The organism is Aquirufa sp. A-Brett2-15D (assembly GCF_054558735.1).
The window spans coordinates 663,410-689,345 of the sequence record NZ_JBSKFT010000001.1; the positions used below are offsets into that span (position 1 = coordinate 663,410).

General features: G+C 40.8%; 23 protein-coding genes. 14 read left to right on the forward strand and 9 right to left on the reverse strand.

Annotated elements, in window-relative coordinates:
• Positions 1–156: 156 nt before the first annotated feature.
• From pdxA to ACST14_RS03080, 7 genes are all read left to right on the forward strand, one after another.
• Positions 157–1,155 carry a 4-hydroxythreonine-4-phosphate dehydrogenase PdxA gene (gene pdxA / locus ACST14_RS03050; RefSeq protein WP_459460435.1) on the forward strand — a complete coding sequence of 333 codons (999 nt, stop codon included), beginning with the start codon at positions 157–159 and terminating at the stop codon, positions 1,153–1,155.
• The gene (locus tag ACST14_RS03055) at positions 1,148–2,074 is read left to right on the forward strand and encodes an NAD(P)-dependent oxidoreductase (RefSeq protein WP_459460437.1); all 927 of its coding nucleotides are present in this window, start codon (positions 1,148–1,150) and stop codon (positions 2,072–2,074) included. The genes pdxA and ACST14_RS03055 overlap by 8 nt, the downstream gene beginning before the upstream one ends.
• The gene (locus ACST14_RS03060) at positions 2,071–4,512 is read left to right on the forward strand and encodes an endonuclease MutS2 (protein WP_459460439.1); all 2,442 of its coding nucleotides are present in this window, start codon (positions 2,071–2,073) and stop codon (positions 4,510–4,512) included. The genes ACST14_RS03055 and ACST14_RS03060 overlap by 4 nt, the downstream gene beginning before the upstream one ends.
• On the forward strand, positions 4,509–4,997 hold the full coding sequence (locus ACST14_RS03065; RefSeq protein WP_459460441.1) for a tetratricopeptide repeat protein: 489 nt from the start codon (positions 4,509–4,511) through the stop codon (positions 4,995–4,997). The genes ACST14_RS03060 and ACST14_RS03065 overlap by 4 nt, the downstream gene beginning before the upstream one ends.
• A 135-nt stretch (positions 4,998–5,132) precedes the next feature.
• Positions 5,133–5,561, forward strand: coding sequence for an FKBP-type peptidyl-prolyl cis-trans isomerase (locus tag ACST14_RS03070; protein ID WP_459460443.1), 429 nt, complete (start codon positions 5,133–5,135; stop codon positions 5,559–5,561).
• A 3-nt stretch (positions 5,562–5,564) separates the two neighbouring features.
• Entirely contained in the window at positions 5,565–8,003 is a 2,439-nt protein-coding gene (locus ACST14_RS03075; protein WP_459460445.1) for a hypothetical protein, read from the forward strand.
• The gene (locus ACST14_RS03080; RefSeq protein ID WP_459460447.1) at positions 8,000–8,890 is read left to right on the forward strand and encodes a YicC/YloC family endoribonuclease; all 891 of its coding nucleotides are present in this window, start codon (positions 8,000–8,002) and stop codon (positions 8,888–8,890) included. The genes ACST14_RS03075 and ACST14_RS03080 overlap by 4 nt, the downstream gene beginning before the upstream one ends.
• A gap of 224 nt (positions 8,891–9,114) precedes the next feature.
• On the opposite strand, the gene ACST14_RS03085 is transcribed toward ACST14_RS03080, so the two are convergent.
• From ACST14_RS03085 to ACST14_RS03110, 6 genes are read right to left on the reverse strand one after another with little or no spacing between them, the layout of a single operon-like run.
• Complete coding sequence (locus tag ACST14_RS03085; RefSeq protein WP_459460449.1) at positions 9,115–9,978, reverse strand: EamA/RhaT family transporter; 864 nt, start codon at positions 9,976–9,978, stop codon at positions 9,115–9,117.
• Between the two features lies 1 nt (position 9,979).
• Complete coding sequence (gene hemH / locus ACST14_RS03090) at positions 9,980–10,990, reverse strand: ferrochelatase (protein ID WP_459460451.1); 1,011 nt, start codon at positions 10,988–10,990, stop codon at positions 9,980–9,982.
• Between the two features lie 35 nt (positions 10,991–11,025).
• Positions 11,026–12,174 (reverse strand): DUF4249 domain-containing protein, encoded by a 1,149-nt coding sequence (locus ACST14_RS03095; protein ID WP_459460453.1) that lies wholly within the window; start codon positions 12,172–12,174, stop codon positions 11,026–11,028.
• 1 nt (position 12,175) lies between these two features.
• Positions 12,176–14,581: a TonB-dependent receptor gene (locus tag ACST14_RS03100; RefSeq protein ID WP_459460455.1), complete on the reverse strand. Its 2,406-nt coding sequence runs from the start codon at positions 14,579–14,581 to the stop codon at positions 12,176–12,178.
• Between the two features lie 56 nt (positions 14,582–14,637).
• Positions 14,638–15,726 (reverse strand): complex I subunit 1/NuoH family protein, encoded by a 1,089-nt coding sequence (locus tag ACST14_RS03105; protein WP_459460457.1) that lies wholly within the window; start codon positions 15,724–15,726, stop codon positions 14,638–14,640.
• Complete coding sequence (locus ACST14_RS03110; protein ID WP_459460459.1) at positions 15,726–16,892, reverse strand: trans-sulfuration enzyme family protein; 1,167 nt, start codon at positions 16,890–16,892, stop codon at positions 15,726–15,728. The genes ACST14_RS03105 and ACST14_RS03110 overlap by 1 nt, the downstream gene beginning before the upstream one ends.
• Before the next feature lie 164 nt (positions 16,893–17,056).
• Between ACST14_RS03110 and ACST14_RS03115 the strand changes: the two genes are divergently transcribed.
• The 5 genes from ACST14_RS03115 to ACST14_RS03135 all read left to right on the forward strand — a co-directional run bounded on the left by ACST14_RS03115 (position 17,057) and on the right by ACST14_RS03135 (position 21,408).
• The gene (locus ACST14_RS03115) at positions 17,057–18,424 is read left to right on the forward strand and encodes a 3-keto-disaccharide hydrolase (RefSeq protein WP_459460461.1); all 1,368 of its coding nucleotides are present in this window, start codon (positions 17,057–17,059) and stop codon (positions 18,422–18,424) included.
• An 8-nt stretch (positions 18,425–18,432) separates the two neighbouring features.
• Complete coding sequence (locus ACST14_RS03120) at positions 18,433–19,758, forward strand: Gfo/Idh/MocA family protein (protein WP_459460463.1); 1,326 nt, start codon at positions 18,433–18,435, stop codon at positions 19,756–19,758.
• A gap of 301 nt (positions 19,759–20,059) precedes the next feature.
• Complete coding sequence (locus tag ACST14_RS03125) at positions 20,060–20,830, forward strand: PASTA domain-containing protein (protein WP_459460465.1); 771 nt, start codon at positions 20,060–20,062, stop codon at positions 20,828–20,830.
• Positions 20,831–20,834: 4 nt separating this feature from the next.
• Positions 20,835–21,134, forward strand: a complete 300-nt coding sequence (locus tag ACST14_RS03130) for a rhodanese-like domain-containing protein (RefSeq protein WP_459460467.1) — start codon at positions 20,835–20,837, stop codon at positions 21,132–21,134.
• A 1-nt stretch (position 21,135) separates the two neighbouring features.
• Positions 21,136–21,408, forward strand: a complete 273-nt coding sequence (locus ACST14_RS03135; RefSeq protein ID WP_459460469.1) for a rhodanese-like domain-containing protein — start codon at positions 21,136–21,138, stop codon at positions 21,406–21,408.
• Here ACST14_RS03135 and miaA read toward each other — a convergent pair.
• From miaA to ACST14_RS03150, 3 genes are all read right to left on the reverse strand, one after another.
• Positions 21,397–22,302 (reverse strand): tRNA (adenosine(37)-N6)-dimethylallyltransferase MiaA, encoded by a 906-nt coding sequence (miaA, locus tag ACST14_RS03140; RefSeq protein WP_459460471.1) that lies wholly within the window; start codon positions 22,300–22,302, stop codon positions 21,397–21,399. The two genes, ACST14_RS03135 and miaA, sit on opposite strands and share 12 nt — an antisense overlap.
• Positions 22,303–22,305: 3 nt before the next feature.
• Complete coding sequence (locus tag ACST14_RS03145; protein ID WP_459460473.1) at positions 22,306–23,613, reverse strand: DEAD/DEAH box helicase; 1,308 nt, start codon at positions 23,611–23,613, stop codon at positions 22,306–22,308.
• Positions 23,614–23,689: 76 nt separating this feature from the next.
• Positions 23,690–24,169: a hypothetical protein gene (locus tag ACST14_RS03150; protein ID WP_459460475.1), complete on the reverse strand. Its 480-nt coding sequence runs from the start codon at positions 24,167–24,169 to the stop codon at positions 23,690–23,692.
• A gap of 74 nt (positions 24,170–24,243) precedes the next feature.
• On the opposite strand from ACST14_RS03150, the gene ACST14_RS03155 reads away from it, so the two are divergent.
• On the forward strand, positions 24,244–25,713 hold the full coding sequence (locus ACST14_RS03155) for an MFS transporter (protein ID WP_459460477.1): 1,470 nt from the start codon (positions 24,244–24,246) through the stop codon (positions 25,711–25,713).
• A 2-nt stretch (positions 25,714–25,715) separates the two neighbouring features.
• Positions 25,716–25,934 (forward strand): DUF6814 family protein, encoded by a 219-nt coding sequence (locus ACST14_RS03160; RefSeq protein WP_459460479.1) that lies wholly within the window; start codon positions 25,716–25,718, stop codon positions 25,932–25,934.
• Positions 25,935–25,936 lie beyond the last annotated feature (2 nt).

Sequence of the window (25,936 nt, forward strand, 5' to 3'; positions counted from 1 at the left end):
TGCTAAATATATTGCGAAAATTGCATGATTTGCCCTATTTTATTTGGTGAAACTTAAAAATTTACAATTATTATTGGGTTCATTACTAAATAAAATAATTCTATCGGCTTCCTGCGAAATTTCTTAACTTGCAGGTCGAACAAAAAACCCAGTTGAATGAAACCCATTATTGGCATAACCCTAGGTGATTACAACGGCATCGGTCCTGAAGTAATCTTGAAATCCTTAGCGAGTCCGCGGATCCTAAAGTGGTGTACGCCTTTGATTTATGGTTCTGCCAAAGTACTGGATTTTTATCGCCAAAAATTTGAATTAAAGGAGTGGTCAATCGATTCGATACAAGACGCATCTGAAGCGAAATCAGGCGGAAGCTATGTCATTAATTGCTGGGATGATTCTAGCACCGAAGTTGAACCCGGGAAAGAGACAAAAGAAGCTGGAAAAGCAGCATTTGACTGTTTAGAACGCGCTTCGAATGATTTAGATCGGGGGGTAATTGCAGCAGTAGTCACCGCTCCTATTAATAAACACAACATACAATCGGAGGAATTTAAATTCCCAGGACATACGGAATATTTTACTGAACGATTTGAGGCAAAATCATCACTAATGATGCTTGTTTCTGAAAATCTTCGCATGGGCGTGGCTACGGGTCATATACCTTTATTAGAGGTTTCGAAGGCACTTAGCGCTGATCTTTTGCGCACAAAAATTCAATTGTTCTTAAAGAGTTTGAAGGAAGATTTCTCGATTGAAAAACCGCGTTTAGCCGTATTAGGTTTAAATCCACATGCGGGAGATTCTGGACTTTTAGGCCAGGAGGAATTAGAGATTATTCAACCTGTTGTAGAGGAATTCAGAAAAAAGGGGAATTTGGTTTTAGGGCCTTATTCAGCGGATGGGTTCTTCGGAAAAGCTCAATTTAAAGATTTTGATGGGGTTTTAGGCATGTACCACGATCAAGGATTAATTCCTTTTAAATACATTGCCTTCGATTCCGGCATCAATTTTACGGCAGGATTACCTGTTATTCGTACGTCCCCAGATCATGGCACGGCTTATGATATTGCAGGCCAAAATGTGGCAGACCCTGGTTCCTTCTTACAGGCTATGTTTTTAGCCTTAGATCTTGTAAAAAACCGAATGAATGCATAATAAGCAAGTTTTGATTGTCGACGAAGTTCATCCTTCGATGGCGGAAGGACTGACGAAATTAGGCTTCGAGGTAGAAACTCGTTTGGGATTGAGCGCAGATGAGTTTAGACGCATTTTGCCATCATTCGATGGATTAGTCATTCGTAGTAAATTCAAAATCACCGCTGACATACTAGAAAACACTCATTTATCCTTCATAGCGCGAGCTGGAGCGGGATTAGATTTAGTTGATTTAGAGGCTTGTTTAGCGCGCGGAATTGCTGTTTTTGCGGCAAACGAGGGTAATGCTGATGCGGTGGCTGAACACGTAATCGGCCAAATCCTCTCCTTAGCACATAAATTGCATACTTCAGATACGGAGATTCGACACGGATTGTGGGAAAGAGAAGGGAATAGAGGATTTGAGATCAAAGGCAAAACAATCGGGATTATTGGATACGGAAATATGGGTAAGGCGGTTGCGTCACGGCTTTCAGGTTTTGGAATGAAGATTTTAGCTTATGATAAATATGCGCCATCGCTTGATTTTCCTGCTTCTCTCGCACAAATTTTCGAAGAAGCCGACATTCTAAGCCTACATATTCCTTTGACTTCAGAGACTCGCGGACTGGTTACACCTTCCTTTATCGAGTCCTTTAAAAAGCCTATTTTATTTATCAATAGCTCTAGGGGGCCTATTTCTCCACTTGAACCCTTACTGCAAGGTTTGCGTTCAGGACAAATTAGAGGACTAGCTTTAGACGTATTACCTAACGAAAAATTGTCGACTTGGTCTCCCGTCGAAAAAGAGATTTTTACCGAAATAGCCGCCTATCCAGCGACCATTTTTAGTCCACATGTAGCGGGCTGGACCACGGAAAGTTATTTTAAAATTAACGAGGTATTACTCCAAAAAATAAAAGCGCATTTTTCTCTATGAATTACCCCGTTAATCTTGCTGAAAAACTGGGATTCAACCAGATTAAAGAGGAAATTAAGCAAATTTGCTTGAGTCCGATGGGGCAAGAATATGCCGATAAAATGCGCTTTTCTGACCGTTTTCCTTTGGTAAAACAATGGGTAGAGCAAGTGGATGAAATGGGGCGGATTTTAGGGGAGCATGGCGGTGAATTTCCGCAGGTAGATTACATCGATTTGCGCTCCTATTTAAGCCCATTGGCATTAGAGGGTCATTATTTATCGGCAGATGAGTGGAGAGATTGGCAGCGAGCTTTGAGCGTATTATACGAAACAATCCGCTTCTTTGCAGGGATTGATGAGGCTGAATATCCTGAAATTCACAAGATTACCCAGCATTTTCTCGCCAAAGGCGCAGAAAGTAATGGAGATTTCAGACAAATTCTGCCAATTATTCAAGATTTAGACCGGGTTTTTGATACCAATGGTCAAATCAAGGAAACGGCCTCCCCTGCTTTGGGAGATTTAAGACGCAAACGAATTGCGGAGGAACAAGGACTTCGGAAGAAACTCGATTCGTACCTAAGCCAGGCTTATAAAGAGGGCTGGGTAAGCAAAGATTTTTCCCTGACTGTACGTAATGGTCGAATGGTGATTCCTTTAGCGGCGGAGCATAAACGCAAGATTAAAGGTTTCGTTCAGGACGAATCAGATACCGGTAAAACGGTGTTTTTAGAGCCTGCAGATGCCCTAGCGATGAACAATGAAATTAAATCGTTGGAATCCGCTGAGAGACGAGAAGTTATACAAATTTTATCCAAATTATCGGATCGCATACGTCCCTTAACGCCCTTTTTAGCACACTCATTTTCGTGGTTAGGATTGATTGATTTTATTCGGGCCAAAGCCCTCTGGGGTACCGAACACAAAGCCATCAAGCCCACGTTTATTCAAGATAAACCGATTGTTAACTGGACCGATGCGAGACATCCCCTTTTGGAGAAATCACTCGAAAAAATTGGCAAAAAGATAATGCCTTTGACGATTCGTCTAGAAGACGAAAGACGAATCATGGTTGTCTCTGGACCTAATGCCGGAGGTAAATCAGTGACTTTAAGCACGGTAGGCCTTTTGCAATTCCTCTTTCAATCCGGCTGTTTAGTTCCCTTAGCTGAGGGAAGCACGATGGGATTCTTCTCCCAACTCTTCCTTGATATGGGAGACGAACAAAACCTGGAGAATGAATTAAGTACCTATTCCTCTCACTTGAGTAATATGCGGCATTTCTTGCAGCACGTCAATGAAAATACCTTGATTTTAGTGGATGAATTTGGTACTGGAACGGAACCTTCTCTGGGAGGCGCCATTGCAGAGTCTATCCTAGAGAAGTTAGCGGATAAGGGCTGTTTTGGTGCAATAAATACGCACTTTGGTAATTTAAAAACCTTAGCAGATCGCCAAAAAGGTCTCTTCAACGCCGCCATGCGTTACGACACGGAACACCTAGAGCCTCAATTCATCCTGGACATGGGAAAACCGGGTAGTTCTTTTGCCTTTGAAATCGCCCAAAAAATAGGTCTACCCAAAGCCATCATCGAAAATGCCCGCAAGAAATTAGGCAAAAAACAGGTGGACTTTGATAAACTTTTATTGGAAACAGAGACGGAGAAGCAGATTTGGGAAAGTAAAAATGCCAGTTTAGCCCTCGCAAACGAACAAGCGATATCCATTAAGGAAAATTACGAGCGCTTGAAAAACCATGTACAAGAGGAACAAAAGGCGATGTTAAATGCCGCGAAAACGGAAGCTAAAAAGATTATTCAGGAAGCGAATCAACGCATTGAACAAACCATACGCCAGATTAAAGAGAAAGCGGCTGACAAAGAAAAGACCAAAGAATTACGTGCAGATTTAGAACAATTTGTTCAAAAAGAATTAAAAACGGTAGCCCCATTAAAGGTCGTTTCCGAAACACCAGGAATCGTCTATGCAAACTCCCCCATCGCTGTGGGAGATTGGGTTGTGATTAAAGGGAGTGGTGACGAACCGACTTTGGGACAAATTCTCGAACTGAAAGGAAAAGACGCCATGATTTCGCTAGGTGCCATTCGTAGCACGATTAAATTAAACCGCCTACAAAAAATCGTCGCACCTAAACAACAGAAGAAAAGCACCGCACCCTTACGTGGCATCGATATCAACGACCGAATGGCCCAATTCCAGCTTAAACTGGATGTTAGGGGGAAACGAGGAGAGGAAGTATATGTGATTTTAGACCAATACATCAACGATTGCCTACTTTTAGGTGTTACAGATGTGCAAATATTGCACGGAAAAGGTGACGGAATTCTACGTACCTTGATACGTGAACAATTACGGCGTTACAAAGAAATTAAGTCGATAACGGACGAACATGCAGACCGAGGTGGTGCGGGAATCACCCTCATTCAATTTAAATGATCCGAATTTTAGCCCTTCTATTTTCGCTCTTTTTCTTCAGCTCTTGCATGCTGAAATATGCTGTTGGCCTTAGTCAAATCCAACAAGAAAAATACGAACAAGCCACCTATAATTTCTCTGTAGCCCTTTCAAAAGACCCGAAAAACCCGGAAATATACTTTGCTAGAGCCTTTTCACGCGGAGCAATGGAACAATATTCGGGAGCCATTTCTGACTTAACCAAGGCCATTCGCCTTGATTCCACTAACGCAGACTATTTTTTCTATCGAGGTTATTACAAATCAAAACTAGGCAACGACAAAGGGGCGATTAGAGACTTTTCTCAATCGATTATCCGCTATCCATATTATGCCGAAACCTATTACAACCGCGGCTTTTCTCTTTTGCATTTAGGTTTATTAGATGACGCCTGTCTTGATTTCAATACGGCGATTGAGTTGGGGGATACGCTTTCAATCCAATACCAAAGATCAATTTGCAAATAGCAAAGTAGATAAGAGATTAGAGAGTAGAAAGAGGAGATGGTGAATGATGAATGGTAAATGGTGGGTCCATTTGCTTTGAAAGCCTGTGAAAATTCGTGTTATTTGTAGCTTATTTTCCATTTATAACGATTCATTATGTCTATTGCAAAAACCGGCGACCAGGTTGCCGTACACTACACAGGTAAACACACGGACGGTTCTATTTTTGACTCTTCTGTAGGAAAAACTCCCCTTGAATTCAAATTAGGTTCAGGTATGGTCATCAAAGGTTTTGATGATGGCGTGACCGGAATGACAATCGGCGAGAAAAAGACTGTAATAATCCCAGCGGCTGAGGCTTATGGTGAACATTCACCTGAAAATACGGTGACTTTAGAGCGTGCCCAAATTCCTTCACACATCGAATTAGAGTTAGGTTCGTCCTTATCAATGCACCAAGATGGTGGCCACGTAGTAGAGGTTGTCATCACTGATTTAACCGATTCACATGTAACTTTAGATGCAAATCACCCATTAGCTGGCCGTGATTTAACTTTTGAACTTGAATTAGTATCGATCTCATAAGATATGAAAATTAATTTGCGCTCCTTTGCCCCCCATGGGATGGTTCTTTTGGGCTTCCTATTGATTGCTTTTATTTATTGTGGACCCGTTCTGCAGGGAAAAGTATTAGTCCAACACGATATTCAGCAAGCCCAGGCAGCGGCACAGGAGAGCGTTCAGTACAAAGCTAAGACCGGCGAAGATGCCTGGTGGTCGAACTCTATGTTTGGCGGTATGCCTACGTATCAGATTTCAGGATCTTATCCTTATTCGATTTCTGCCAAAATAGGATCTTTCATTACCAATCTCCTTCCAAGTCCCGTGAACTTACTTTTCCTTCAGATGTTAGGGATGTATATTTTGCTTTGGGCGATGGGAGCCTCCCCTATTTTAGGTTTCGCTGGCGCCGTATTTTACGCGTTTGCGACGTACAATATGGTTATCATTCCAGCTGGACACACTTCAAAAGTGTTAGCCTTAGCTTATGCTCCTATCGTTTTAGCGGGTATAAAACTGGGTTGGGGCAATCGAAAATGGCTGGGAGCTGCCTTATTTACGCTAGGTATGGCCCTGGAATTATACGCTAATCACGTACAAATAACCTATTACCTATTCTTCATCATCGGATTTTATAAAATCTATACCCTATACCAAGCCATCCTTCAAAAAACGATTTTAGAATGGTTAAAACGAGGGTTATTAATGGGCTTGGGCTTGGCTTTAGCGTTAGGAACACACTCGATGCGCCTTTGGAACAACTACGAGTATGCGAAAGAAACGACGCGTGGTGCATCTGAATTAAAAGCAAATAAATCGCGTGGGGATGGTTTAGACCAAACCTATGCCTTCGATTGGTCCTACGGAATCGCCGAAACGGGCACCTTGTTGATCCCTAATTTCATGGGAGGCGCCTCAGCTGGAGATTTAGGTGGAACCGCTTCGAATACCTACCAAACCATGACTAATGCCGGTATTCCTGACGAGCAAGCTTTAGGATTCGTAGAGAAAGGCCCAGCTTATTGGGGCGATCAAAGTTATACGGCAGGTCCTGCCTATGCTGGGGCTTTAGTTATTTTCTTGTTTTTATTCGGAGCCTTCTACATTAAGTCCGCTGAAAAATGGTGGATTATTGGGTTTACCGCCCTATTTATTACTTTTGCCTGGGGAAAATACTTCTTCTTTAACACGATTCTATTCCAATACTTTCCCTTATTTAATAAGTTTAGAGCCATTACGATGGTGCTTTCTTTCGTACAATTGGGCTTTGTGACTTTAGGTATTTTAGGATTGATTCGATTCATCCAACAGAAATCAAGCTGGACTGAAATCAAGAAACCCTTGTTGTATGCAGCAGGATTGAGCGGAGGATTAGCCTTGTTTTTTGGCCTAGCACCCGACCTATTTTTAGACTTTAAAGGCCCTAACTTTGGTGGAGCCCTAATCCAAGATACCTCTTTAAATAACCAAATCTGGAGAAGCATTCAACTAGACCGTATCGAATTATTTCAATCCGATGCTTTCCGCAGTTTCTTTATTGTATTGATAGGAACAGGTATTTTGTGGATTGCTAGTACGGGAAAAGTTAAAAAATCTATCTGGCTAATTGCTTTAGTATTATTAGGGATATTTGATTTAACGCCGGTGGCAAAACGGTATTTTGGCAAAGAATTCTTTGTTTCTAAAGCGACTTTAGACGAACAAATCCTTCCTACTCCAGCTGATCAAAAAATTCTACAAGACTCCACCCATTTCCGCGTAGTTAATGTCGCCACTAATTTTATGAGCGATGCAACTACCTCCTATTACCATCAATCGGTGGGTGGCTATCACGCGGCAAAACTACGTCGTTACCAAGAACTTATCGAAAAACAATTCACGGCTAATCCAGGGCAAACGAACATCCTGAATATGCTGAATACAAAATACATTCTAAGTCCAGATTCAACCGGTCAATTAGCGCCACAAGTTAATCCAGGTGCTTTAGGAAACGCCTGGTTTGTTTCTGCAGTCACTTTAGTTCCATCTGCTGATGAGGCTTTAAATGGTATTGGAAAAATAGACCCGCGCACAGTCGCGTTAGTAGAACAAAAAGACGCGGCTTTCGTATCCGCAGCTTCCTTCAAAACAGACGGACGTATTACCTTAACCTCCTACAAGCCTAATCATTTGAGTTATAGTTCCGAGTCTAAAGACCCTAGCTTCGCTGTTTTCTCTGAAATTTACTACCGTGGAAATAAGGACTGGAAAACTTATATCGACGGGAAAGAAGCCAATCACGTGCAAGCTGATTACGTTTTACGCGGTTTAGCTATACCTGCTGGCAAACATACAATCGAATTCAAATTCGCTCCCGTTTCCGTTATTACTGGAAACAAAATTGACTTAGGGGCTTCTATTGCAATGCTTTTATTTATTGCATTTGCATTTTACCAAGCGGCTAAGGCCAAAAAAGAAACAATATGATCTACTCCATGACGGGCTTTGGAAAATCCCAAAAAGAAATCCAAGACCTTCAAATCCGTGTCGAAGTAAAAAGCTTAAACTCGAAGTTTATTGATATCTTTTGCCGCGTTCCTAAATCACTTTCTGCAAAAGAGATCGACATCCGAAATTACCTAACGCAACAATTAGAGCGAGGTAAAATGGAATTGAATTTGCACTTGCAGAAAAATACAGAGAACGTAGAGCAAAGTATTTTACCACAGGGACAGATTTCCACCTATTTTGCGGAATTAAAACGTTTAGCAACTGAATTAGGGGTACAAAATATAGACGAAAATGCCTTGTATTTACAGGCTATGTCTATGCCCAGCTTACATTCGTCTGACAATTCACAAGATAACGATGACGAAATAGAAGCTTTATGGAAGGTCGTATTTGAGGCCGTTCAAGAAGCTGTAAAAGAATGTAAAGAATTCCGTGCACGCGAAGGCAAGGTCGTAGAAGATAAATTCCGCGAATACATCGCCTCCATAAAATCTGGTTTAGCACAAGTCTTAGAACAAGATAAAATCCGTATGCCAGGCATCCGCGAAAGGATGCGCAACGCACTTTTAGAACTTGGATTGAAAGAAGATTTCGATAAAAACCGCTTCGAACAAGAAGTCGTTTATTACATCGAAAAATTCGACATATCAGAAGAAAAAGTTCGTCTTGCCACTCACCTTGACTATTTCATCGAGATTTTAGAAGAGGGAAACGGGAAAAAACTCAACTTTATGGCGCAAGAAATTGGCCGCGAAATCAATACCATCGGCTCGAAGGCGAATGATTCAACCATTCAACGCCTAGTGGTGAATATGAAGGACGAGCTGGAGAAGATAAAGGAGCAAACAGCTAATGTTTTATAGTCGCTTTGCGACTGTAAAACATTAGTCTAGTCATTGCTTCGCAATTTAGTCAATGAGTCGCCTTCGGCTTAGTCTGAAGGAAAAGAATAGAGCACAAAGCACAAAGAATAAAGGTGGATTTTGCTGCGCAACGAAGTATGAAACATTTCAAATACCATTAAAAAAGGGAGCTGCGCTCCCTTTTTTAATTCCAAATTTGAACTTTGCTTTTTGAACTTTGAAATTTATAAGATAATCAACGCAATTCCAGCACACCCTAACCCAATCCCAACCCACTGTTTAATCGTCAACCTCTCCTTAAAGAAGATTAGAGCAGTAAGTGCACTTAAAAGGATCACCCCTAAATTATAAATCGTTAAAACCACCGCTCCGTTTTGTTGATACGCATCCAATGCCTTTAACAAGAAATAGAACGAGAAGAAATTAGGTAAGCCTAAAGGAATAGCGGCTAAAACAGAACGTAGGGACCAAGTAACACCACCTGTAAAAGTCCAATAGGCTAGAACAATAGCAGACGTAGCCATAGAACCTAATAACAACATCAACGTGAAAGAGATACTTCCACCTACCTGCTGAACAATCGCCGCATTCAAGTAATTAAAGGCCGTATTGGTGATACCATAAGCGATAAAAACAGCCACTAAAGCCCAAATAACTGGCTTTTGTAAGGATCCTGAAACAGATGGGCTACAAAAATAGATGGAGGCAAATGACAAGACGAGTCCTGCAGTGACTGACATCGTTACGTCTCCCCCTGTTTTCCAAATGAATAAATTCACCATCACCGGAATCACTAAAGAGATATTATTCGCTAAGGAGGTAGGCGCCATTCCATTCTTTACGGTGGAATATCCGGACAATAGAAATGTGATCACAAAACCAATTCCAATTCCAATAATTCCCATGGAATAGCCAGTAGATGGCCAATGAAAGGGAATTACATTCATTTGGTGAAAGTAGCCGGTCAGAAAACAGACAGGGTAGTTCAATAATATGGCAATTCGGGTATCGATGTTAAATTTCGCGTGAGCACGAAAATTCACCAGTAACAAGACTGAAAATACAATCGTTAGAATTAAATAATGCATGTTATGATTTCTTAACTAGATCCTCTAAAAGAGCCACCCATTCCGGAGAATTATTTAAACTTTCTACTAATTGCCAGTGTTCTCCACCCGCTTCTTCAAATAATTCTTTATACTCCTCTCCTACTTCTATGGTCGTCTCTAAACAATCTGCAACGAAGGCTGGCGAGAACGCAAGAATCTTCTTCTTGCCTTCTTTCACTAGTTTTTTAATCGTTTCATCCGTATAGGGTTGTAACCAAGGATCGCGTCCTAAACGGCTTTGAAATGCTGTCCCAAAGGTTCCTGGTTTCAATCCCATCTCTTTTGCAATCAGACGCGTGGTTTCATGGCACTGGGCGCGGTAGCAACCGTGATTCTTTTCAGTGATGGTCTCGCAACAAGCACCAAACACACAGGTATTCTTCGTGATATCACCTTTACGAATGTGTCGTTCGGGAACTCCGTGGTAGGAGAATAAATAGTAATCAAAGTCAACGTCTTTTTGGTAGTTAGCTGCTTTGTCTGCGAAGTATTTGGCAAAAATCGGATGCTGATAAAAATAGCTCACAAGCGATAAGGAAGGCATTATTTGCCAATCCGACATCAATTCCATCACCCGCTCATAAATAGAGCCTGTGGTCGCTGAGGCATATTGAGGAAAGAAAGGGATGACGATTAATTTCTTTAAATTCGCCGCTTTCATTTCTGCTAAAGCCGTTTTTAAATCTGGAGTTTGGTAGCGCATCGCTAAGCGAACCATATATTCGTCCCCTAACGTTGTTTGTAAGGACGCGCAGACATCCTCTCCATAGAATTTAAGCGGAGATCCACGCTCTTCCCAAAGTTCTTTATAAATCTTCGCAGATTGAGGCGCTCTAAATGGAGCAATAATTCCATTGACTAACAAGTAACGGAAAGGATAAGGAATATCAATTACTCGACCATCCATTAAAAACTCCCGTAAATACTTACGTACACTAGGTGTACCTGGATCATCTGGAGTACCCAGATTGACTAACAAAACTCCGATCATAGTTTTAATTAAAGCACAAATTTCTGCCTAAAAAACTAGAATACCCAACCTTCCGGCGTAATTTTTGTTCTGATAGGTGATTCGACGCAAGGCGCCTTTTCCAAGCATCCCACCGATCCCGGAGGACATGTATAAGTTTCACCAGGGATAATGGAAATAATAGGCTCTTCTCCTACTGGAATATTCTTTCTACGATCGATATAAAAGATTTTCTTTCGCACTGAAAATACATTAAATATGCCCAATACGCGCTCTGAAGGTGTAGTTAATGATTTAATATTTAAGCTGAAACGTGTTTCAGCTGGCACATCAAACAAAGATCCAGACGATTGCACTTGCGAGATTAATGATTGATAAAAGGCAAAAGCATTTTTCGTAATCGAGCGTTGCTCTAATCGGAAATAATAAGGAGTCCAATTATCGAATGGAATACGAGCCACTTGGCGACCCACTACTCTTTGGCCATTAGTTAAAACATCGGAGAAAACATTCAAATCATTATTGGTATTAATATCCCAGCAATTTCCATCACACATGTAATTAAGGATGGCATCCGTAGGAAATTTAGGTTGAACACAATCTAGTTTTTTAAAATCAAATTTACCTCCATCCGTACAAGTTGCGCAAAAACTTGCATTTCGATAATTTTTCCAGTTCCAAAGATAAAAATCGCCCTCTGATGGCATATCCTTGAAATCCAAATAAACGGAAAATCCTGCTCGACGTACATCTACTTTAGAATATTGATCAAAGATCTCAAAACGGGTAATCGCGTTTTCTATTTCAGGTACTCCTTTCATCGTCTCCGCCGTACTTTCATAGGTTTGACCCGTTAACATCTTCACATACAACTTGTAAGTCGAACCCACCACTCCTTTAAATCCAGCTGAAGGATAATATGTACCTAAAGGAATTCCTTCCGAAAAGTTTGTTTTAACACCACTTTGATCCGTCACATACACCACTGCTTTTGAAATAGGAAGTGCTAATTGTGAGACCAAACGATTCGACGAACTGGTCAAACGCACCTTACTCAATTGTGCGTCGTCCGAAATATCAGCTTCGATGGTCGTGAAGGATGTGGCATCAATTTGCACAAAATCTTTAATCGGATTTACGCAAGCCCAAGTCACTATCCCAATTAGCAACACGTAAAAACTTATATTTTTGAGAGATAAAGACATATTAGAAGAATTTGAAATTATAGGTAAGTGAGATAAATGGAGAGGCGAATACACTTAATTCGTAAGCTCTCAAACCATTCTTAGTAGATTTAAAGAAGACGGAGTAGGGATTTTGGCGACCATATAAATTATAAATAGTAAACACCCAACTACCTTCCCAACGTTGTTTACGCATCGAAGGATTATTAATCGTCCAAGAAAAATCTAAGCGGTGATAATCCCGAATTCGATCATTGTTTCTTTCGGCAAATACGGGGAATTTCTTGCCCCCAATCTCATACGATCCAGATGGAGAGGAGAAAGGACGACCTGTATTATAAGCTAAAGTGAACGAAAAACTATGGTGAGTCGTAGGCTGAATGTTCAACATCATATTGAAGGTATGCGGCTTATCATAATTCGTAGCAAACCAGTCACCTCCATTGATCGCCTGCACCTCTGGATAATCCCCGATCATTTGATTGAATGCGCGCGCATAGGTATAAGAAACCCAACCTGAGACTTCACCTTTCTTCTTTTGAACCATCAATTCCATCCCATAAGCCTTGCTTTTGCCCGTAATTAATTGAGTCTCAATGTTCGGATTCAATTGCAAATTAGCTCCGGAAACAAAGTCTAATGTATTTCTCACATCACGATAATAGGTCTCAACAGACGCCTCGTATACATTTTCATTAAAGGTTTTAAACAAGCCTAAGGAAAGAAAATCACTTTGCTGAGGTTTGATAAAAGTGTCTGCCGTTTTCCAACGTGAAGTAGGCAAAGGTGTTGTATTATTCGATAATAATTGGAAGAATTGCTGTTGGCGATTATACCCAAATTTCATAGTGGTATTCTCCGCTAATGAATATTTCATGGTTAAACGAGGTTCAAATCCACCATAAGAAGCCATCACTTCTCCATCCCCATAAGTTGTTTTTTTAACGATAGAGTTTAAAGAAGGTACTTGGCCAGGCACATATTCATTGATGGTCCCAGCGCCCATCCGGTAATATTGAGAATAGCGTAAACCCGCTTGCACCGTGAATTTAGGACTAAGGGTCCATTCGTCGTCAGCAAAGATGCCTATTTCATAGGATTGTTCTAACGGTAATTTAACGGTAGCTACTCTAGAAACGACTCCTTCATTTAAATTTCCAGGATCTATATCATAACGTGTACCTGTTATACCAAAATTCATCTTATGATTCTCACGCGGCTGATAATCAAAACTAGCCGTCAAGTTGCGGTATAAAATGAAACTTTTTAAATCAATGGTATTTACCGTATCCGGTGCAAAGGTTTTGGTCGTATAATCAGTCAACGATCCACTCACCATCATATTTAATTTAGGCGAGAAATAATGATTCCAATGAATCGCTGCATTCTGATGGCCATAATTAAAGGATGTTTGCTTCGCTATCACGTTCTCAATACTGAACAACGAATCTACCCGATAGTAATCGTGACTCAAGTAAGAGGAAATTGAAATGGTATTCTTTGTGTTAGGACGGTAATAAATTTTCGTTGCGATATCAGAGAAATTTGCCCGCAAGTTTTTTAAATAATCAGGTGCAAACCATTTGAACATAAAGTCATTTACCGATAAACGACCTGCAACTAAAATGGATAACTTCTCTTTAATGATTGGAATTTCGGCCATCACTCGGTTCGAAACCAAACCAATACCACCTTGCATTTTGAATTTTTCTGTATTCGGCTCGATCATCTTAATGTCTAAAACTGATGCCGTACGACCACCAAAACGCGATGGAACGCCCCCTTTATACAACTCTAAATCACGAATGGCGTCTGAAGCAAAAACAGAGAATAAACCGAACATGTGTGTCGGATTGAAAATGGGCGTATCGTCAATGTAGATGAGGTTTTGGTCTACATTAGAACCCCTAATATTCAACCCGTTCGCACCTTCTCCTACGGAAGAAACACCCGGAAGAGATTGTAAACTACGAATCACGTCGACCTCCCCCATCATAGTAGGTAATTTCTTGATTCCTTTCAAGCTTAGAACGGTGACCCCTAAAGAAGGCGTCTGAATATCACGCTTCGTCGAAGCGCTCGACACGATAACCTCCTCTAATTGCTTCGTTACATTATTTAACTCCACATTTAATTCGGTATTCGCTTTAATATAGACTTTCGTACGAAACGGATTATATCCTACATAACTCACCTTTAAAACCCATTCTCCATAAGGCAAATAAACTTTATACTGGCCCAATGAATCAGTTGTAACTCCAGATTTTTTAAAATCCACGGAAATATCAGCCCCTTTTAAAGGCTCTCCGGTGGAGGCATCGATAACTTTTCCGAAAACAGAGGGCAAGGATGTTGTTTGTGCAATGCTTTTATGCGAAAGGACAAATAAAAGTCCAAGGCAAAGGACTTTGGGTAAAAATTTGATCATAGAATATAGGTTTGCAAACGCAATTCTGTAAATAAACAAAAATTTAAGGGGATTCCTTACATAAGTAGCGACCAAAGAGCGGATATTGCGACGAAAATCAGGGCAAAGGGGGTCAGCACCTTCCAGCACAAATACATGAGTTGATCGACGCGAAGTCTTGGGAGAGTCCAACGAATCCACATTTGGAGAGCAATCAAAATATACGATTTCATCATAATCCAAATGAAGCCTATCACGGAAGCATAGATCGTTCCTGGTTCACCATTCGTCCAATCAGCTAATCGAAGTGGTCCGATATTAGGAAAAGGGGAATACCAAGATCCCCAGAATAAAATAACACCTAAAACACTCACCAAAAGCATGATCCCATATTCCGACAAGAACAATAGCGCCCAGCGCATACCGGCATACTCGGTATGAAACCCACCCACTAACTCTGATTCCGCTTCCGGAATGTCAAAAGGAGCCCGATTAGCTTCTGCTAAGGAGGCAATGAAATAGATAATAAATAAAAAGAAAAATAGGGGCATACGAATAATATTCCACGTTAAAATACCGCCTGAATGTGTAACATCAATTCCAAGGCTTTTAATACCAAATAAATACTGAGGCTCAGCAGCAAATATGCCCTGTTGAATTGAAATATCTTGCAGATTTAACGAACCAGAAATAAGGACTACACACAAAATCGTTAATCCTAAAGGGATTTCATAGGATACTAATTGGGCTGCGGAACGAATAGCTCCTAAAAGGGAATACTTGTTATTAGAGGCCCAACCGGCCAATAAAACGCCTAAACTATCTAAAGAAACAATACCCATTAAGAGCATAATTCCCATTTCAGTTTGGCTACCCTGTAAGAATGTACCAGAACTAAAAGGAATGACAGAAAACGCGCCAAATACAGATAAGAATATAATCCAAGGTGCAATTAAAAACAGGCGCTTCTGCGCATTTTCGGGAACGATGTCCTCTTTTTGGATTAACTTCAATAGATCTGCAAAAACCTGCAACAAGCCCCATTTACCTACATCCATAGGCCCTAATCGATCCTGCATAAAAGCAGATAGCTTTCGCTCCACATAAACGCCTATCACGACATTCACGGTCAACAAAAGCAAACAAAAGATCAGTGCGATCCACATTAGCTAATCAGATTAAGAGCTTGAATGAAATCTGCCTTTAAGTCTTCGATCGATTCTAAACCTACTGCTATGCGAACTAATCCAGGTGTAATACCTAATGCAACTTTCTCTTCAGGAGCTATTTTAGCATGAGTTGTCGAAGCTGGATGTGTGATAATCGTTCTAGAATCGCCTAAATTGGGAGAAATAGAAGCTATTTTTAGTAATTGACTAAATTCATTGACCTTGTCGAATCCGCCTTTCATATCGATGGTTAGAATACCGCCACCGTACTTCATTTGACGTTTCGCTAATTCGTATTGTGGATGGGATTTTAAAAAAGGATATTTGACTTGATGTAAGGCTTTATGTCCTTCCAAAGCTTCCGCTAATGCCATCGCATTTTCAGAATGCTTCTGCATTCTTAAGTCTAATAATTCCAAACTTTTAGATAGTATCCACGCATTAAATGGTGACATCGATGGACCAGTGTGGCGCGCAAAGAAACGAATTTCGTCGATATACACCTTTTTACCACAGATAACTCCTCCTAAAACTCGGCCTTGGCCATCAATATATTTAGTCGCTGAGTGAATCACTAAATCTGCCCCTAAATCCAAGGGTGTTTGTAAAATAGGCGTCGCAAAACAGTTGTCTACTGCTAGAATTAAATCTTTCCCTTCTTTTAAAGCGGCTAATTCTTTTAAGTCTATTAGTTCTAAACCTGGATTAGAAGGGGATTCACAAAATAAAAATTTCGTATTCGGTTTTATCGCCGCCTTCCAAGCGTTTATATCTGCACCGGGTACGAAAGTACATTCGATTCCCCATTTAGAGGTGATTTTGGTCAAAATCTGAATACAAGATCCAAATAAAGCGTTCGAAGCTACGATGTGATCACCCGACTTTAACAAACCAGCCATGGAAGCAAAAATGGCCGCCATTCCCGTAGAAAAAGCGATTCCGTCTTCTGCATTTTCCAGCATATTCATCTTCTCCACGAATTCATCCACATTAGGATTCATATAACGCGAATAGATGTTCCCCGCCATTTCCTCCGCAAAAACCGCTCTTCCCTGCTCTGCATCTTCAAATGTAAAGCTAGAAGTCAAGTATAAAGGAACCGAGTGCTCTCTATTTTGAGATCTTTCCGTTTGAATGCGAATAGCTTTAGTCTGTTTTTGCATGTTCTTTAATTTAATCTACAAATTTAATAGAATACTTAGTAAATATACTTCTCGGTTAGCACTATTTTCCTGACCTGATTATCCACCCTACAGAAAGTAAATTATTTTAAGATAATTGAGTAAATTTCGAAGATATAAGCCTTGTTAATAAAACAAAATAAACTATGAAAAAATTGATTATACCTTTTTTGAGTATGTTTTTAGCGGTTGGATCCCTAAATGCACAGACTCAAAAATGGACCAACCTTTTCGACGGAAAAACCTTTAAAGGTTTCAAGCAACTGAATGGACAAGCTAAATATGAAGTGGTAGATGGAGTAATGGTAGGAACTACCGTGGCGAAAACTCCTAATTCCTTCATGGCTACCGAACAAGAATACGGTGATTTTATTTTAGAATTCGACGTAAAAGTAGACAACAAAATGAATTCAGGCGTTCAATTCAGAAGCCTGTCTATTCCTGAATACCAAAATGGTCGTGTACATGGTTACCAAGCAGAAATCGATCCCTCTACTAGAGGATGGTCAGGTGGAATCTATGATGAAGCAAGACGTGGATGGTTAGCACAAAACGAACTTAAGCCAGAGGCGAAGAAAGCCTTTAAATTAGGGGATGTTTGGAACCATTACCGTATCGAGGCGATTGGAACTACGATTCGCACTTGGATAAACGAGGTTCCTGTATCCTATTTAGTCGATGATATGACGGCTAAAGGTTTCATTGCCTTCCAAGTGCACGCGATTTATGCAGACATGAAACCGGGAATGCAGGTGATGTGGAAAAACATCCGAATCCAAACGGGGAAAGATATGCAAGTACGTCCTTTGGACAACAAAGTAGTCGTAGATAACTACCTGCTTAATAATGTGTCTTCTCAAGAACAAGCGCAAGGTTTTCGCTTATTATTCAACGGAAAAGATTTAACAGGATTCCGCTCGGCGTTCAAGACAACTGCTCCACCATCGGTTTGGACGGTAGAAGACGGTACCTTACACGTAAACAGCTCAGGTGGAAAAGAATCAGGAAACGGAGGCGACATTCTTACAAATGACAAATTCGCTGCTTTCGAATTAACTTTTGATTTCAAGTTAACGGAAGGCGCAAATTCGGGCGTGAAGTATTTCGTAAACGAATCCTATAATTCAGGTAAGTCCGCGATCGGATTAGAATACCAAGTTTTAGATGACGCGAAACATCCGGATGCGAAGTTAGGCACGGTGGGTAACAGAACTTTGGCGAGTTTATATGACATCATCCCTTCGAATAAAATTGATGGTCGTTTTCAAAAGAAAATAGGCGAATGGAACCAAGGTCGTATTATTGTTTATCCAAATAATATCGTCCAACACTGGCTAAATGGCTTTAAAGTGATCGAATATGAGCGTAAGAGCAATATTTTTAAAGTATTGGTGGCTCATAGCAAGCATAAAGTATGGGATGGCTTTGGTGCACAAGATTCTGGCGCCATCTTATTCCAAGAGCACGGGGATTCCGTATTCTATAAAAACATCAAAATCAGAGAAATTAACTAAACCAAACAATGGAAAGAAGAGAATTTATCCACAAAGGTGCTTTAGCTTCCCTTGGAACTTTAGCATTTAGTCCAAAATCTTATAGCAAGATTTTAGGCGCAAATGACCGCGTACGTGTTGCTTGCGTAGGTTTTTCAGATCGTCATCGCGCATCCCATGTGCCACCATTCAAGGCATTAGCTAAAGGTATGAACTTTGAGATGGTCGCATTATCGGATCTTTGGAACCGCAGACGCGATGAAGGGAAAGCATATCTTGAGAAGGAATTGGGTGGAAGTATTAAGACCTACCGGAACAACGAAGAGTTGTACGCTGCTGGTGGAATTGATGCTGTTTTTATTTCTACAGCGGATTTTCAACATGCTTTACACACCATCGAGGCGGTAAAAGCGGGTTGTGATACCTATACGGAGAAGCCTTTGGCAGAAACCATGGAAGATAACCGTGCTGTTTTAAAAGCCGTAAAGGATTCTAAAAAAATCGTTCAAATCGGATCACAACGTCGTTCTGGCGAGAACTATTGGGCGGCAGACGAATTCATTAAATCTGGTAAGTTTGGCGATATCAAAATGGTCGAATTAATGTGGAATGTCAATCAACCAGCTCGCTGGAGACGTCCCGAATTAACGAGCATATTAAAAGAATCAGATATTGATTGGAAGCGTTTCTTAATGAACCGTCCAGCTGACAAATTTGATCCTCGTAAATATTTAGAATACCGCTTATTTTGGCCTTATTCTTCTGGAATTGCAGGTCAATGGATGTCGCACCAAATCGATACGGTACACTGGTTCTCAGGTCTTTCACACCCAAACTCAGTTGTAGCCAATGGTGGAATTTACCAATGGAATGATGGTCGTGTTAATGCCGATACCATGACAGTGGTAATGGATTATGGCAAAGGAACCAAAGGATTCCAAGTTCAATTCACCTCTCGCTTCTCTAATTCAGCAGGCGGTACAAAAGAAATTTACTACTCAAATGGAGGTGAACTAAACTTAGACACAAACACAATCTCACCAAACGGTGGACTTCGTGAGCGCGAGGCAAAAGCCATGGGCTTACAAGCGAACTTATTACCTACGATGAAAATCGAAGGTGCAAAGGTGGCTACAGATGCAGATACAGGTGGAGACGTTCTAACTTTCAACCACGTGAAAAACTGGATGGAATGTGTTCGTTCTCGCAAAACGCCTAATGCTCCTATCGAGGCTGGATACCAACACTCTATCGCAACTATCATGTCAAATGCGGCTTACCGCACGGGACAACGCGTTACTTTTGATGAGAAAACGCAAGAGGTGATGGCGGGAGATAAGGTTTTTAAGTATTAGACAGTGGACAGTGGGCAGTGGACAGTGTTTAGATAATAGAGTATAGATTATAGAGTAGAGATATTTGCAAAATTGGGGCGCATGCCCCTTTTTTGTTTAACAGAGTAGAGAGTGGTCTGAAAAGAATAGAGCATAAAGCATAAAGAATAAAGTTGGGATCAAAAAGGAAGCAAAAGCTCCTTTTTGATGATTAATGTAAATATTAGGTCATACTACTGCAATACTGACTTTATTCTTTATGCTTTATGCTTTATGCTTTAATAAGATTTTGTAAATTGCATTATAAAAGATTTTTCGCTCCATGGCAATCATTTCAACTAAATCAAAAAAGGACTTTTACCTACACCTAGCCATTCTGGTGACGTTGTTTTTAGTGCTATTTTTTGGTTTCTTTTTCGTCTATTTACCCTGGAGCACTCACCATGGAGAAACTATCAAAGTACCTAATTTAAAAGGTTTGACGATGGATAAGATGGAGGAATCGGTTGATGCGAATAACCTTGAATTCGAGATATCAGACTGCACTTTTGTAGCTAATAAGCCCCCTTTGACTATTTTGTCACAGTATCCATTGCCTAATGCTTTGGTCAAATCAGGACGTAAAATATATATTACCATTAATTCCGAAACTCCCCCTACGATCTCTATGCCTAACCTAATAGGGTTATCGGTGAGAAGTGCGGAACAGCAATTGGTCATTGCGGGATTGAAAAAAGGGATTGTGCATCAGGTAAATGATCCGAGATTGAAAGAGGTGATTGATATGCAGGCTTTGGGACGTAAAATTGCGGCTGGAAATAGTATCCCTAAAGGAACGGAGGTCGATTTGTATATCGGAAATGGAACGGCAGATGCGGAAATTGAATTACCTGATTTGATCGGAAAGCCGATAGACGAGGTGTCGATTATTTTAGCGGGAATGAATTTAAAATTAGGCCGTGTGACCTATGAAGCTAATAGTGATTTAGAAGCGGGAACTGTATTCAAACAAACATGTTCGACTTGTGACGGAACGAGTATTCATCCGGGAGATACGATTGATGTTTGGGTAGTAGGTGACGGAAATAATTAATACTATGGATATTACAATCGATGAATTAAAAGAGCGAATGGATAAAGGCGAAGCCTTACATTTGTTTGATGTACGCGAAGAATATGAGTTTGATGAATTCAATATCGGTGCTATATTAATTCCCTTAGGTGAATTGCCAGATCGTTTAGATGAAATGGTTCATTTGAAAAATGAAGAGATTTTAATCCATTGCCGCTCAGGAGCTCGTTCTGGTCGTGCAAAAGACTATTTAACAGCAGAAGGCTATACAAATGTACGCAATGTATTAGGCGGCATGGTGGCGTGGCAGGCAGCTGGATATTAAGATGATTGCGTCGCAATTCAAAAAAGAATTACATCAATTAAACCTCCTAGATATACGGACGCACAGAGAATGGGACGACTTTAATTTAGGAGGTTTTCACGTTCCATTGGATGTACTTTTGGAAAGAATAGCGGAGATTTCAATCGAAAAATCGTGGATGATTATCTGCTACAATGGAACGCAGAGTCTAATTGCATTACGATTATTGAAGGCCAAAGGCTTCACAAATATCGACCACCTCGAAGGCGGCCTAGAAGCCTATTTAAGCCTCTAATCGCTTCAATATCTCCACAAAGGCATTAGAAGGATGCAAGTAAGTAAACTCATCTTGGTTTCTAAACCAAGTCATTTGCTTCTTCGCATAATGTCGATTATTTCTCTTTAATAAACGGATCATTTCTTCCTCGTTATATTCACCTCTCAGAAATCCGTAGATTTCCTTATAACCTAGGGTTTTCAAAGCATATAAATGTTGCTTATCCTCAAAAGCCTTCGCTTCCTCCATCAAACCCTCAGCTAACATTTGATCCATACGCTGATCAATTCGGGCATATAATTCCTCGCGAGGACGTTCTAAACAAATCTTGATGACTTGAAAAGGTCTTTCGGGTTTTGTAGCCAAACGAAATTCAGAGTAGGGCTTTCCAGTAGACAAACAAACTTCTAAGGCCCGAACCACGCGTTGTGGATTTTTGGAATCTACTTTTGCCGCATAATCTGGATCTAAGGTCTTTAATTCTGAAAACAAGGCCCACAAACCTTCTTGCTGCAAACGATTATTCAGCGATTCTCTCAAAACTAAATCTGCCTCTGGCATTTCATCCAATCCTTCGATAAGTGCTTTGATATACAATCCTGAGCCACCGGTGGCGATGACAATATCCTGCTTTTTAAACAAGGTGTTTAATAGCTTTGTCGATTCACGCTCGAAATCACCTGGAGTAAAATATTCCCCCACGGAATGAGAATCGATAAAATGATGTTTTACGCCACCCTGCTCAGTTATGGAGGGTTTAGCTGTACCGATGGCTAATTCACGATAAAATTGACGCGAATCAGCTGAAATAATGTCCGTCTGTAGGTGCTTCGCTAAATCAACACAAAGCGCGGTCTTTCCGACTGCCGTGGGACCTACGATGACGAGCAATATTTTTTTCGATGGTTTCAAATATTAATAGGTATTTTTCTTACCATACCATTTACGGCCGGCGCTTGCTTTATCAAAAGAGCGAGGAGGCTTCGCGTCAGCAGCTGCAGGAGCGCCTGAACGGGGAGCACCGTTACCGCCGCCGCCATTACGGGGTGGACCTTGAGGTTTTTTAGCCGCTTTTTCTACGTGTAATACCCGCATTGGATATTTGTGCGCTTCCACGACTGGAATCTTTTTGCCGATTAATTTCTCAATATCTTTTAAATACGCTTTCTCCTCGATATCACAGAAGGAAATCGCGGCGCCTTTTGCACCAGCACGGCCTGTACGACCGATTCGGTGAACATAGGTTTCTGCGATGTTCGATAATTCGAAGTTGATTACATATTCTAATTCATCAATATCAATACCACGAGCGGCGATGTCGGTAGCAACAAGTACGCGGGTAGTTTGGGCTTTGAAGTTTTTAAGGGCGCTTTGGCGGGCATTTTGGGACTTATTCCCGTGAATCGCCTCTGCTCTGATGCTTGCCTTTAATAAGACCTTCACCACTTTGTCCGCGCCGTGTTTCGTACGGGTAAAGACTAAGGCCGTTTTAATCGACGTGTCCTGCAAAATGTCTAACAAAAGATCATTCTTGTTTCCTTTATCAACAAAATAAACGGATTGATTAATGATTTCGACCGTGGAAGAAACGGGGGTAACAGATACGGAGGCTGGGTTACGCAAGATACTTCCGGATAATTTGACAATTTCCGGGGGCATGGTAGCCGAGAAGAATAGGGACTGACGCTTGTGCGGCAGAGCAGCTAATAATTTCTTCACGTCGTGGATAAAACCCATGTCCAGCATGCGGTCTGCCTCATCTAAAACGAAGTATTCTACGTCTGCGATGGATAATAAACGTTGGTTCATTAAGTCCAAAAGACGACCAGGAGTTGCAATCACCACGTCAGCGCCGCTGCGGATGGCTGAAACTTGGGGACTTTGGCCTACACCTCCAAAAATAACGGCATATTTCAAATCCGTATGACGTGCATAGGCCCGGAAGCTTTCGCCGATCTGAATCGCTAACTCCCGTGTGGGCGTAACAATTAGGGCACGCACTTTCTTATTTTTTTGGAAGGATTTATTCTCCTCTAAAAGTTGAATGATGGGCAGCGTAAAGGCTGCTGTTTTACCAGTTCCGGTTTGGGCACAACCTAATAAATCGGTTCCACGAAGGACGATAGGGATAGATTGAGCTTGAATAGGGGTTGGATTAGTATAACCCTCTTCTTTGAGCGCCTTTAAAATAGGCTCAATGAGGTGTAATGCTTCGAATGACATAAAAATGTATAAAGATGTGTTATGAGCAATGAAATAATAACAAACATCCTCATAATGTGGCGCAAAGATACGCCTTTTATTTAACAGATTCGATTAAACGTCCCATCTCGACTAATTTGGCATTGATCTCCTCCCCTTTTTGGGTGCCAATTAATACCGGTTCGCCGTCTTTAAAATTCAATTGTAAGCCGACATTTCCGGAGGTATTGTACACGAGACCGCTGCCCTTAAAGCTATATTTAATTCCCCAGCCACCATATTCTAACAGAGGGCTATAAGTTCTCACATAGCTAGCTGAAATGGAATCCCAGTCAAAGAATTTTTCCTTGAAATGAAACGGGAAAAAGCGGACATAAATACCTTCCTGCGTGATACGCGTAGTTAATTTCATCTGCCAGAAAAGTAGCGGCAACAAAATACCTATTCCAAAAGACACATAAGCGGCTGCATCTGTTTGCGAAGGTGCAGTTACAATCGAATAAACCATGGAAGCCCAAACTCCTATGAGAATAAGCCATAACCACCACTGGGTAAAACGTTGCGTTTCGTTAAACATAGACAAGATATTTAGGTCAAATTTAGCAGAATTAAGGCGAAAATAGTAGATTTGTTAAAACCTATTTAATAATAATGACTACCAAAAAACAAAGCCTCGCGTATATCATTAGCGCGTCGTCTGTGGGTACTTTAATTGAGTGGTACGATTTCTATATTTTCGGAAGTTTAGCTACAGTTTTATCGACAAAATTTTTTCCAACAGATAATCCAACTGCCGCCTTTTTAAACACCTTAGCCACTTTTGCCGCCGGTTTTGTCGTTAGACCCTTTGGCGCATTAGTCTTCGGTCGATTAGGTGATTTAATAGGTCGAAAGTATACGTTTATGGTGACCCTAATGCTGATGGGCGGGGCAACCTTCGCCATTGGTTTGATCCCCTCTTATGCCACCATCGGGGCTTGGGCGCCCATTTTAGTATTAACCTTGCGCTTATTGCAAGGGCTTGCCCTAGGAGGAGAATATGGCGGTGCGGCAACCTATGTGGCTGAACATGCACCTCCAGAGAGACGGGGATTTTTTACCTCTTGGATTCAAACAACAGCTACTTTGGGTTTAGTCATTTCGCTAGCAGTTATTATGGCAACTAGAGCGTCTTTAAGTAAGGAGGCATTTGATGACTATGGCTGGCGAATTCCTTTTCTAGTTTCTATTGTGATGGTTTTAGTTTCTTTATTGATCCGTAAAAATATGGAGGAATCACCCATGTTTGCTCAGGCAAAAGCGGAGGGGAAAATCAGCAAAAACCCGTTAAAAGAATCTTTTGGCAATAAATTAAATTTAAAATATGTCCTTTTAGCGTTGTTTGGAGCTACAATGGGACAAGGATTGGTTTGGTATACCGGACAATTTTATGCGCAGACTTTCCTTTTAAAAATCTGTAATCTGGATGATATTCAAACCAATACTATTTTAGTCATAGGGCTATTATTGGGAACCCCCTTATTTATCTTTTTTGGTGCTTTATCTGATAAAATTGGTAGAAAGGGCATTATGATGGCAGGAATGATTATCGCGGTATTCTCTTATCGTCCTATTTTTGACCAAATGTATAAAACAGTAGATATTACGAATAAAACAGTGGTTCCTGGTTCAGGAAAGATGATTCTTAGCGGTAAAACAACCACGATTTCGAAGGATTTTACAGATGGAAGCTCTTACAAGAATGTCATCACAGAGATTTCAACAGAGAAAACGGAGTCTAAAATCACCATTAAAATTAATAAGACGGATCAATGGATTTTGATAGGCTATGTTTTTTGCCTTATTTCTTTCGTAACTATGGCTTATGGGCCTATCGCCGCCTTTTTAGTGGAAATGTTTCCTACTAAAATTCGCTATACGTCGATGTCCCTTCCCTATCATATTGGCAATGGCGTTTTTGGCGGATTAATGCCTGCTATTGCCACTTTTCTGGTTTCTAATGCAAGCGCAGCTGGTGGCTTTGAAAAGCCTTATTTAGAAGGATTAAACTACCCGATTGCCCTCATTAGCGTCTGTGTAGTAATTGGAATTATTTATATCAAATCAGATAGAAAAGCATAATTATGAACCTATTAAAACGTATTTTGGGAATAGTTTGGATCGGTTTAGGAATCGGTGCTGGCATTTATTTGATTTATTTTCAAGCGGTTCCTTTATGGGCCAAAGGTGGGAATGACCTAGTTCCTGCCATTATTTATACCTTCGTTTTAGCCCCATTAATTTCGATCGGCATGAGCCTTTTTGGCTTTTATGCCTTTCATGGAGAATTTGATAAAATTTAAAT

Excerpts from the sequence above, each read along its gene's own strand:
- ACST14_RS03130 (WP_459460467.1), top strand. The coding sequence starts at position 20,835 with ATGGATATTACAATCGATGAATTAAAAGAGCGAATGGATAAAGGCGAA.
- ACST14_RS03075 (WP_459460445.1), top strand. The coding sequence starts at position 5,565 with ATGAAAATTAATTTGCGCTCCTTTGCCCCCCATGGGATGGTTCTTTTG.
- ACST14_RS03160 (WP_459460479.1), top strand. The coding sequence starts at position 25,716 with ATGAACCTATTAAAACGTATTTTGGGAATAGTTTGGATCGGTTTAGGA.
- ACST14_RS03080 (WP_459460447.1), top strand. The coding sequence starts at position 8,000 with ATGATCTACTCCATGACGGGCTTTGGAAAATCCCAAAAAGAAATCCAA.
- hemH (WP_459460451.1), bottom strand. The coding sequence starts at position 10,990 with ATGATCGGAGTTTTGTTAGTCAATCTGGGTACTCCAGATGATCCAGGT.
- ACST14_RS03085 (WP_459460449.1), bottom strand. The coding sequence starts at position 9,978 with ATGCATTATTTAATTCTAACGATTGTATTTTCAGTCTTGTTACTGGTG.
- ACST14_RS03065 (WP_459460441.1), top strand. The coding sequence starts at position 4,509 with ATGATCCGAATTTTAGCCCTTCTATTTTCGCTCTTTTTCTTCAGCTCT.
- ACST14_RS03100 (WP_459460455.1), bottom strand. The coding sequence starts at position 14,581 with ATGATCAAATTTTTACCCAAAGTCCTTTGCCTTGGACTTTTATTTGTC.
- ACST14_RS03145 (WP_459460473.1), bottom strand. The coding sequence starts at position 23,613 with ATGTCATTCGAAGCATTACACCTCATTGAGCCTATTTTAAAGGCGCTC.
- ACST14_RS03055 (WP_459460437.1), top strand. The coding sequence starts at position 1,148 with ATGCATAATAAGCAAGTTTTGATTGTCGACGAAGTTCATCCTTCGATG.
- ACST14_RS03070 (WP_459460443.1), top strand. The coding sequence starts at position 5,133 with ATGTCTATTGCAAAAACCGGCGACCAGGTTGCCGTACACTACACAGGT.
- ACST14_RS03095 (WP_459460453.1), bottom strand. The coding sequence starts at position 12,174 with ATGTCTTTATCTCTCAAAAATATAAGTTTTTACGTGTTGCTAATTGGG.
- ACST14_RS03150 (WP_459460475.1), bottom strand. The coding sequence starts at position 24,169 with ATGTTTAACGAAACGCAACGTTTTACCCAGTGGTGGTTATGGCTTATT.
- ACST14_RS03120 (WP_459460463.1), top strand. The coding sequence starts at position 18,433 with ATGGAAAGAAGAGAATTTATCCACAAAGGTGCTTTAGCTTCCCTTGGA.
- ACST14_RS03155 (WP_459460477.1), top strand. The coding sequence starts at position 24,244 with ATGACTACCAAAAAACAAAGCCTCGCGTATATCATTAGCGCGTCGTCT.
- ACST14_RS03110 (WP_459460459.1), bottom strand. The coding sequence starts at position 16,892 with ATGCAAAAACAGACTAAAGCTATTCGCATTCAAACGGAAAGATCTCAA.
- ACST14_RS03125 (WP_459460465.1), top strand. The coding sequence starts at position 20,060 with ATGGCAATCATTTCAACTAAATCAAAAAAGGACTTTTACCTACACCTA.
- pdxA (WP_459460435.1), top strand. The coding sequence starts at position 157 with ATGAAACCCATTATTGGCATAACCCTAGGTGATTACAACGGCATCGGT.
- ACST14_RS03105 (WP_459460457.1), bottom strand. The coding sequence starts at position 15,726 with ATGTGGATCGCACTGATCTTTTGTTTGCTTTTGTTGACCGTGAATGTC.
- ACST14_RS03115 (WP_459460461.1), top strand. The coding sequence starts at position 17,057 with ATGAAAAAATTGATTATACCTTTTTTGAGTATGTTTTTAGCGGTTGGA.
- ACST14_RS03135 (WP_459460469.1), top strand. The coding sequence starts at position 21,136 with ATGATTGCGTCGCAATTCAAAAAAGAATTACATCAATTAAACCTCCTA.
- ACST14_RS03060 (WP_459460439.1), top strand. The coding sequence starts at position 2,071 with ATGAATTACCCCGTTAATCTTGCTGAAAAACTGGGATTCAACCAGATT.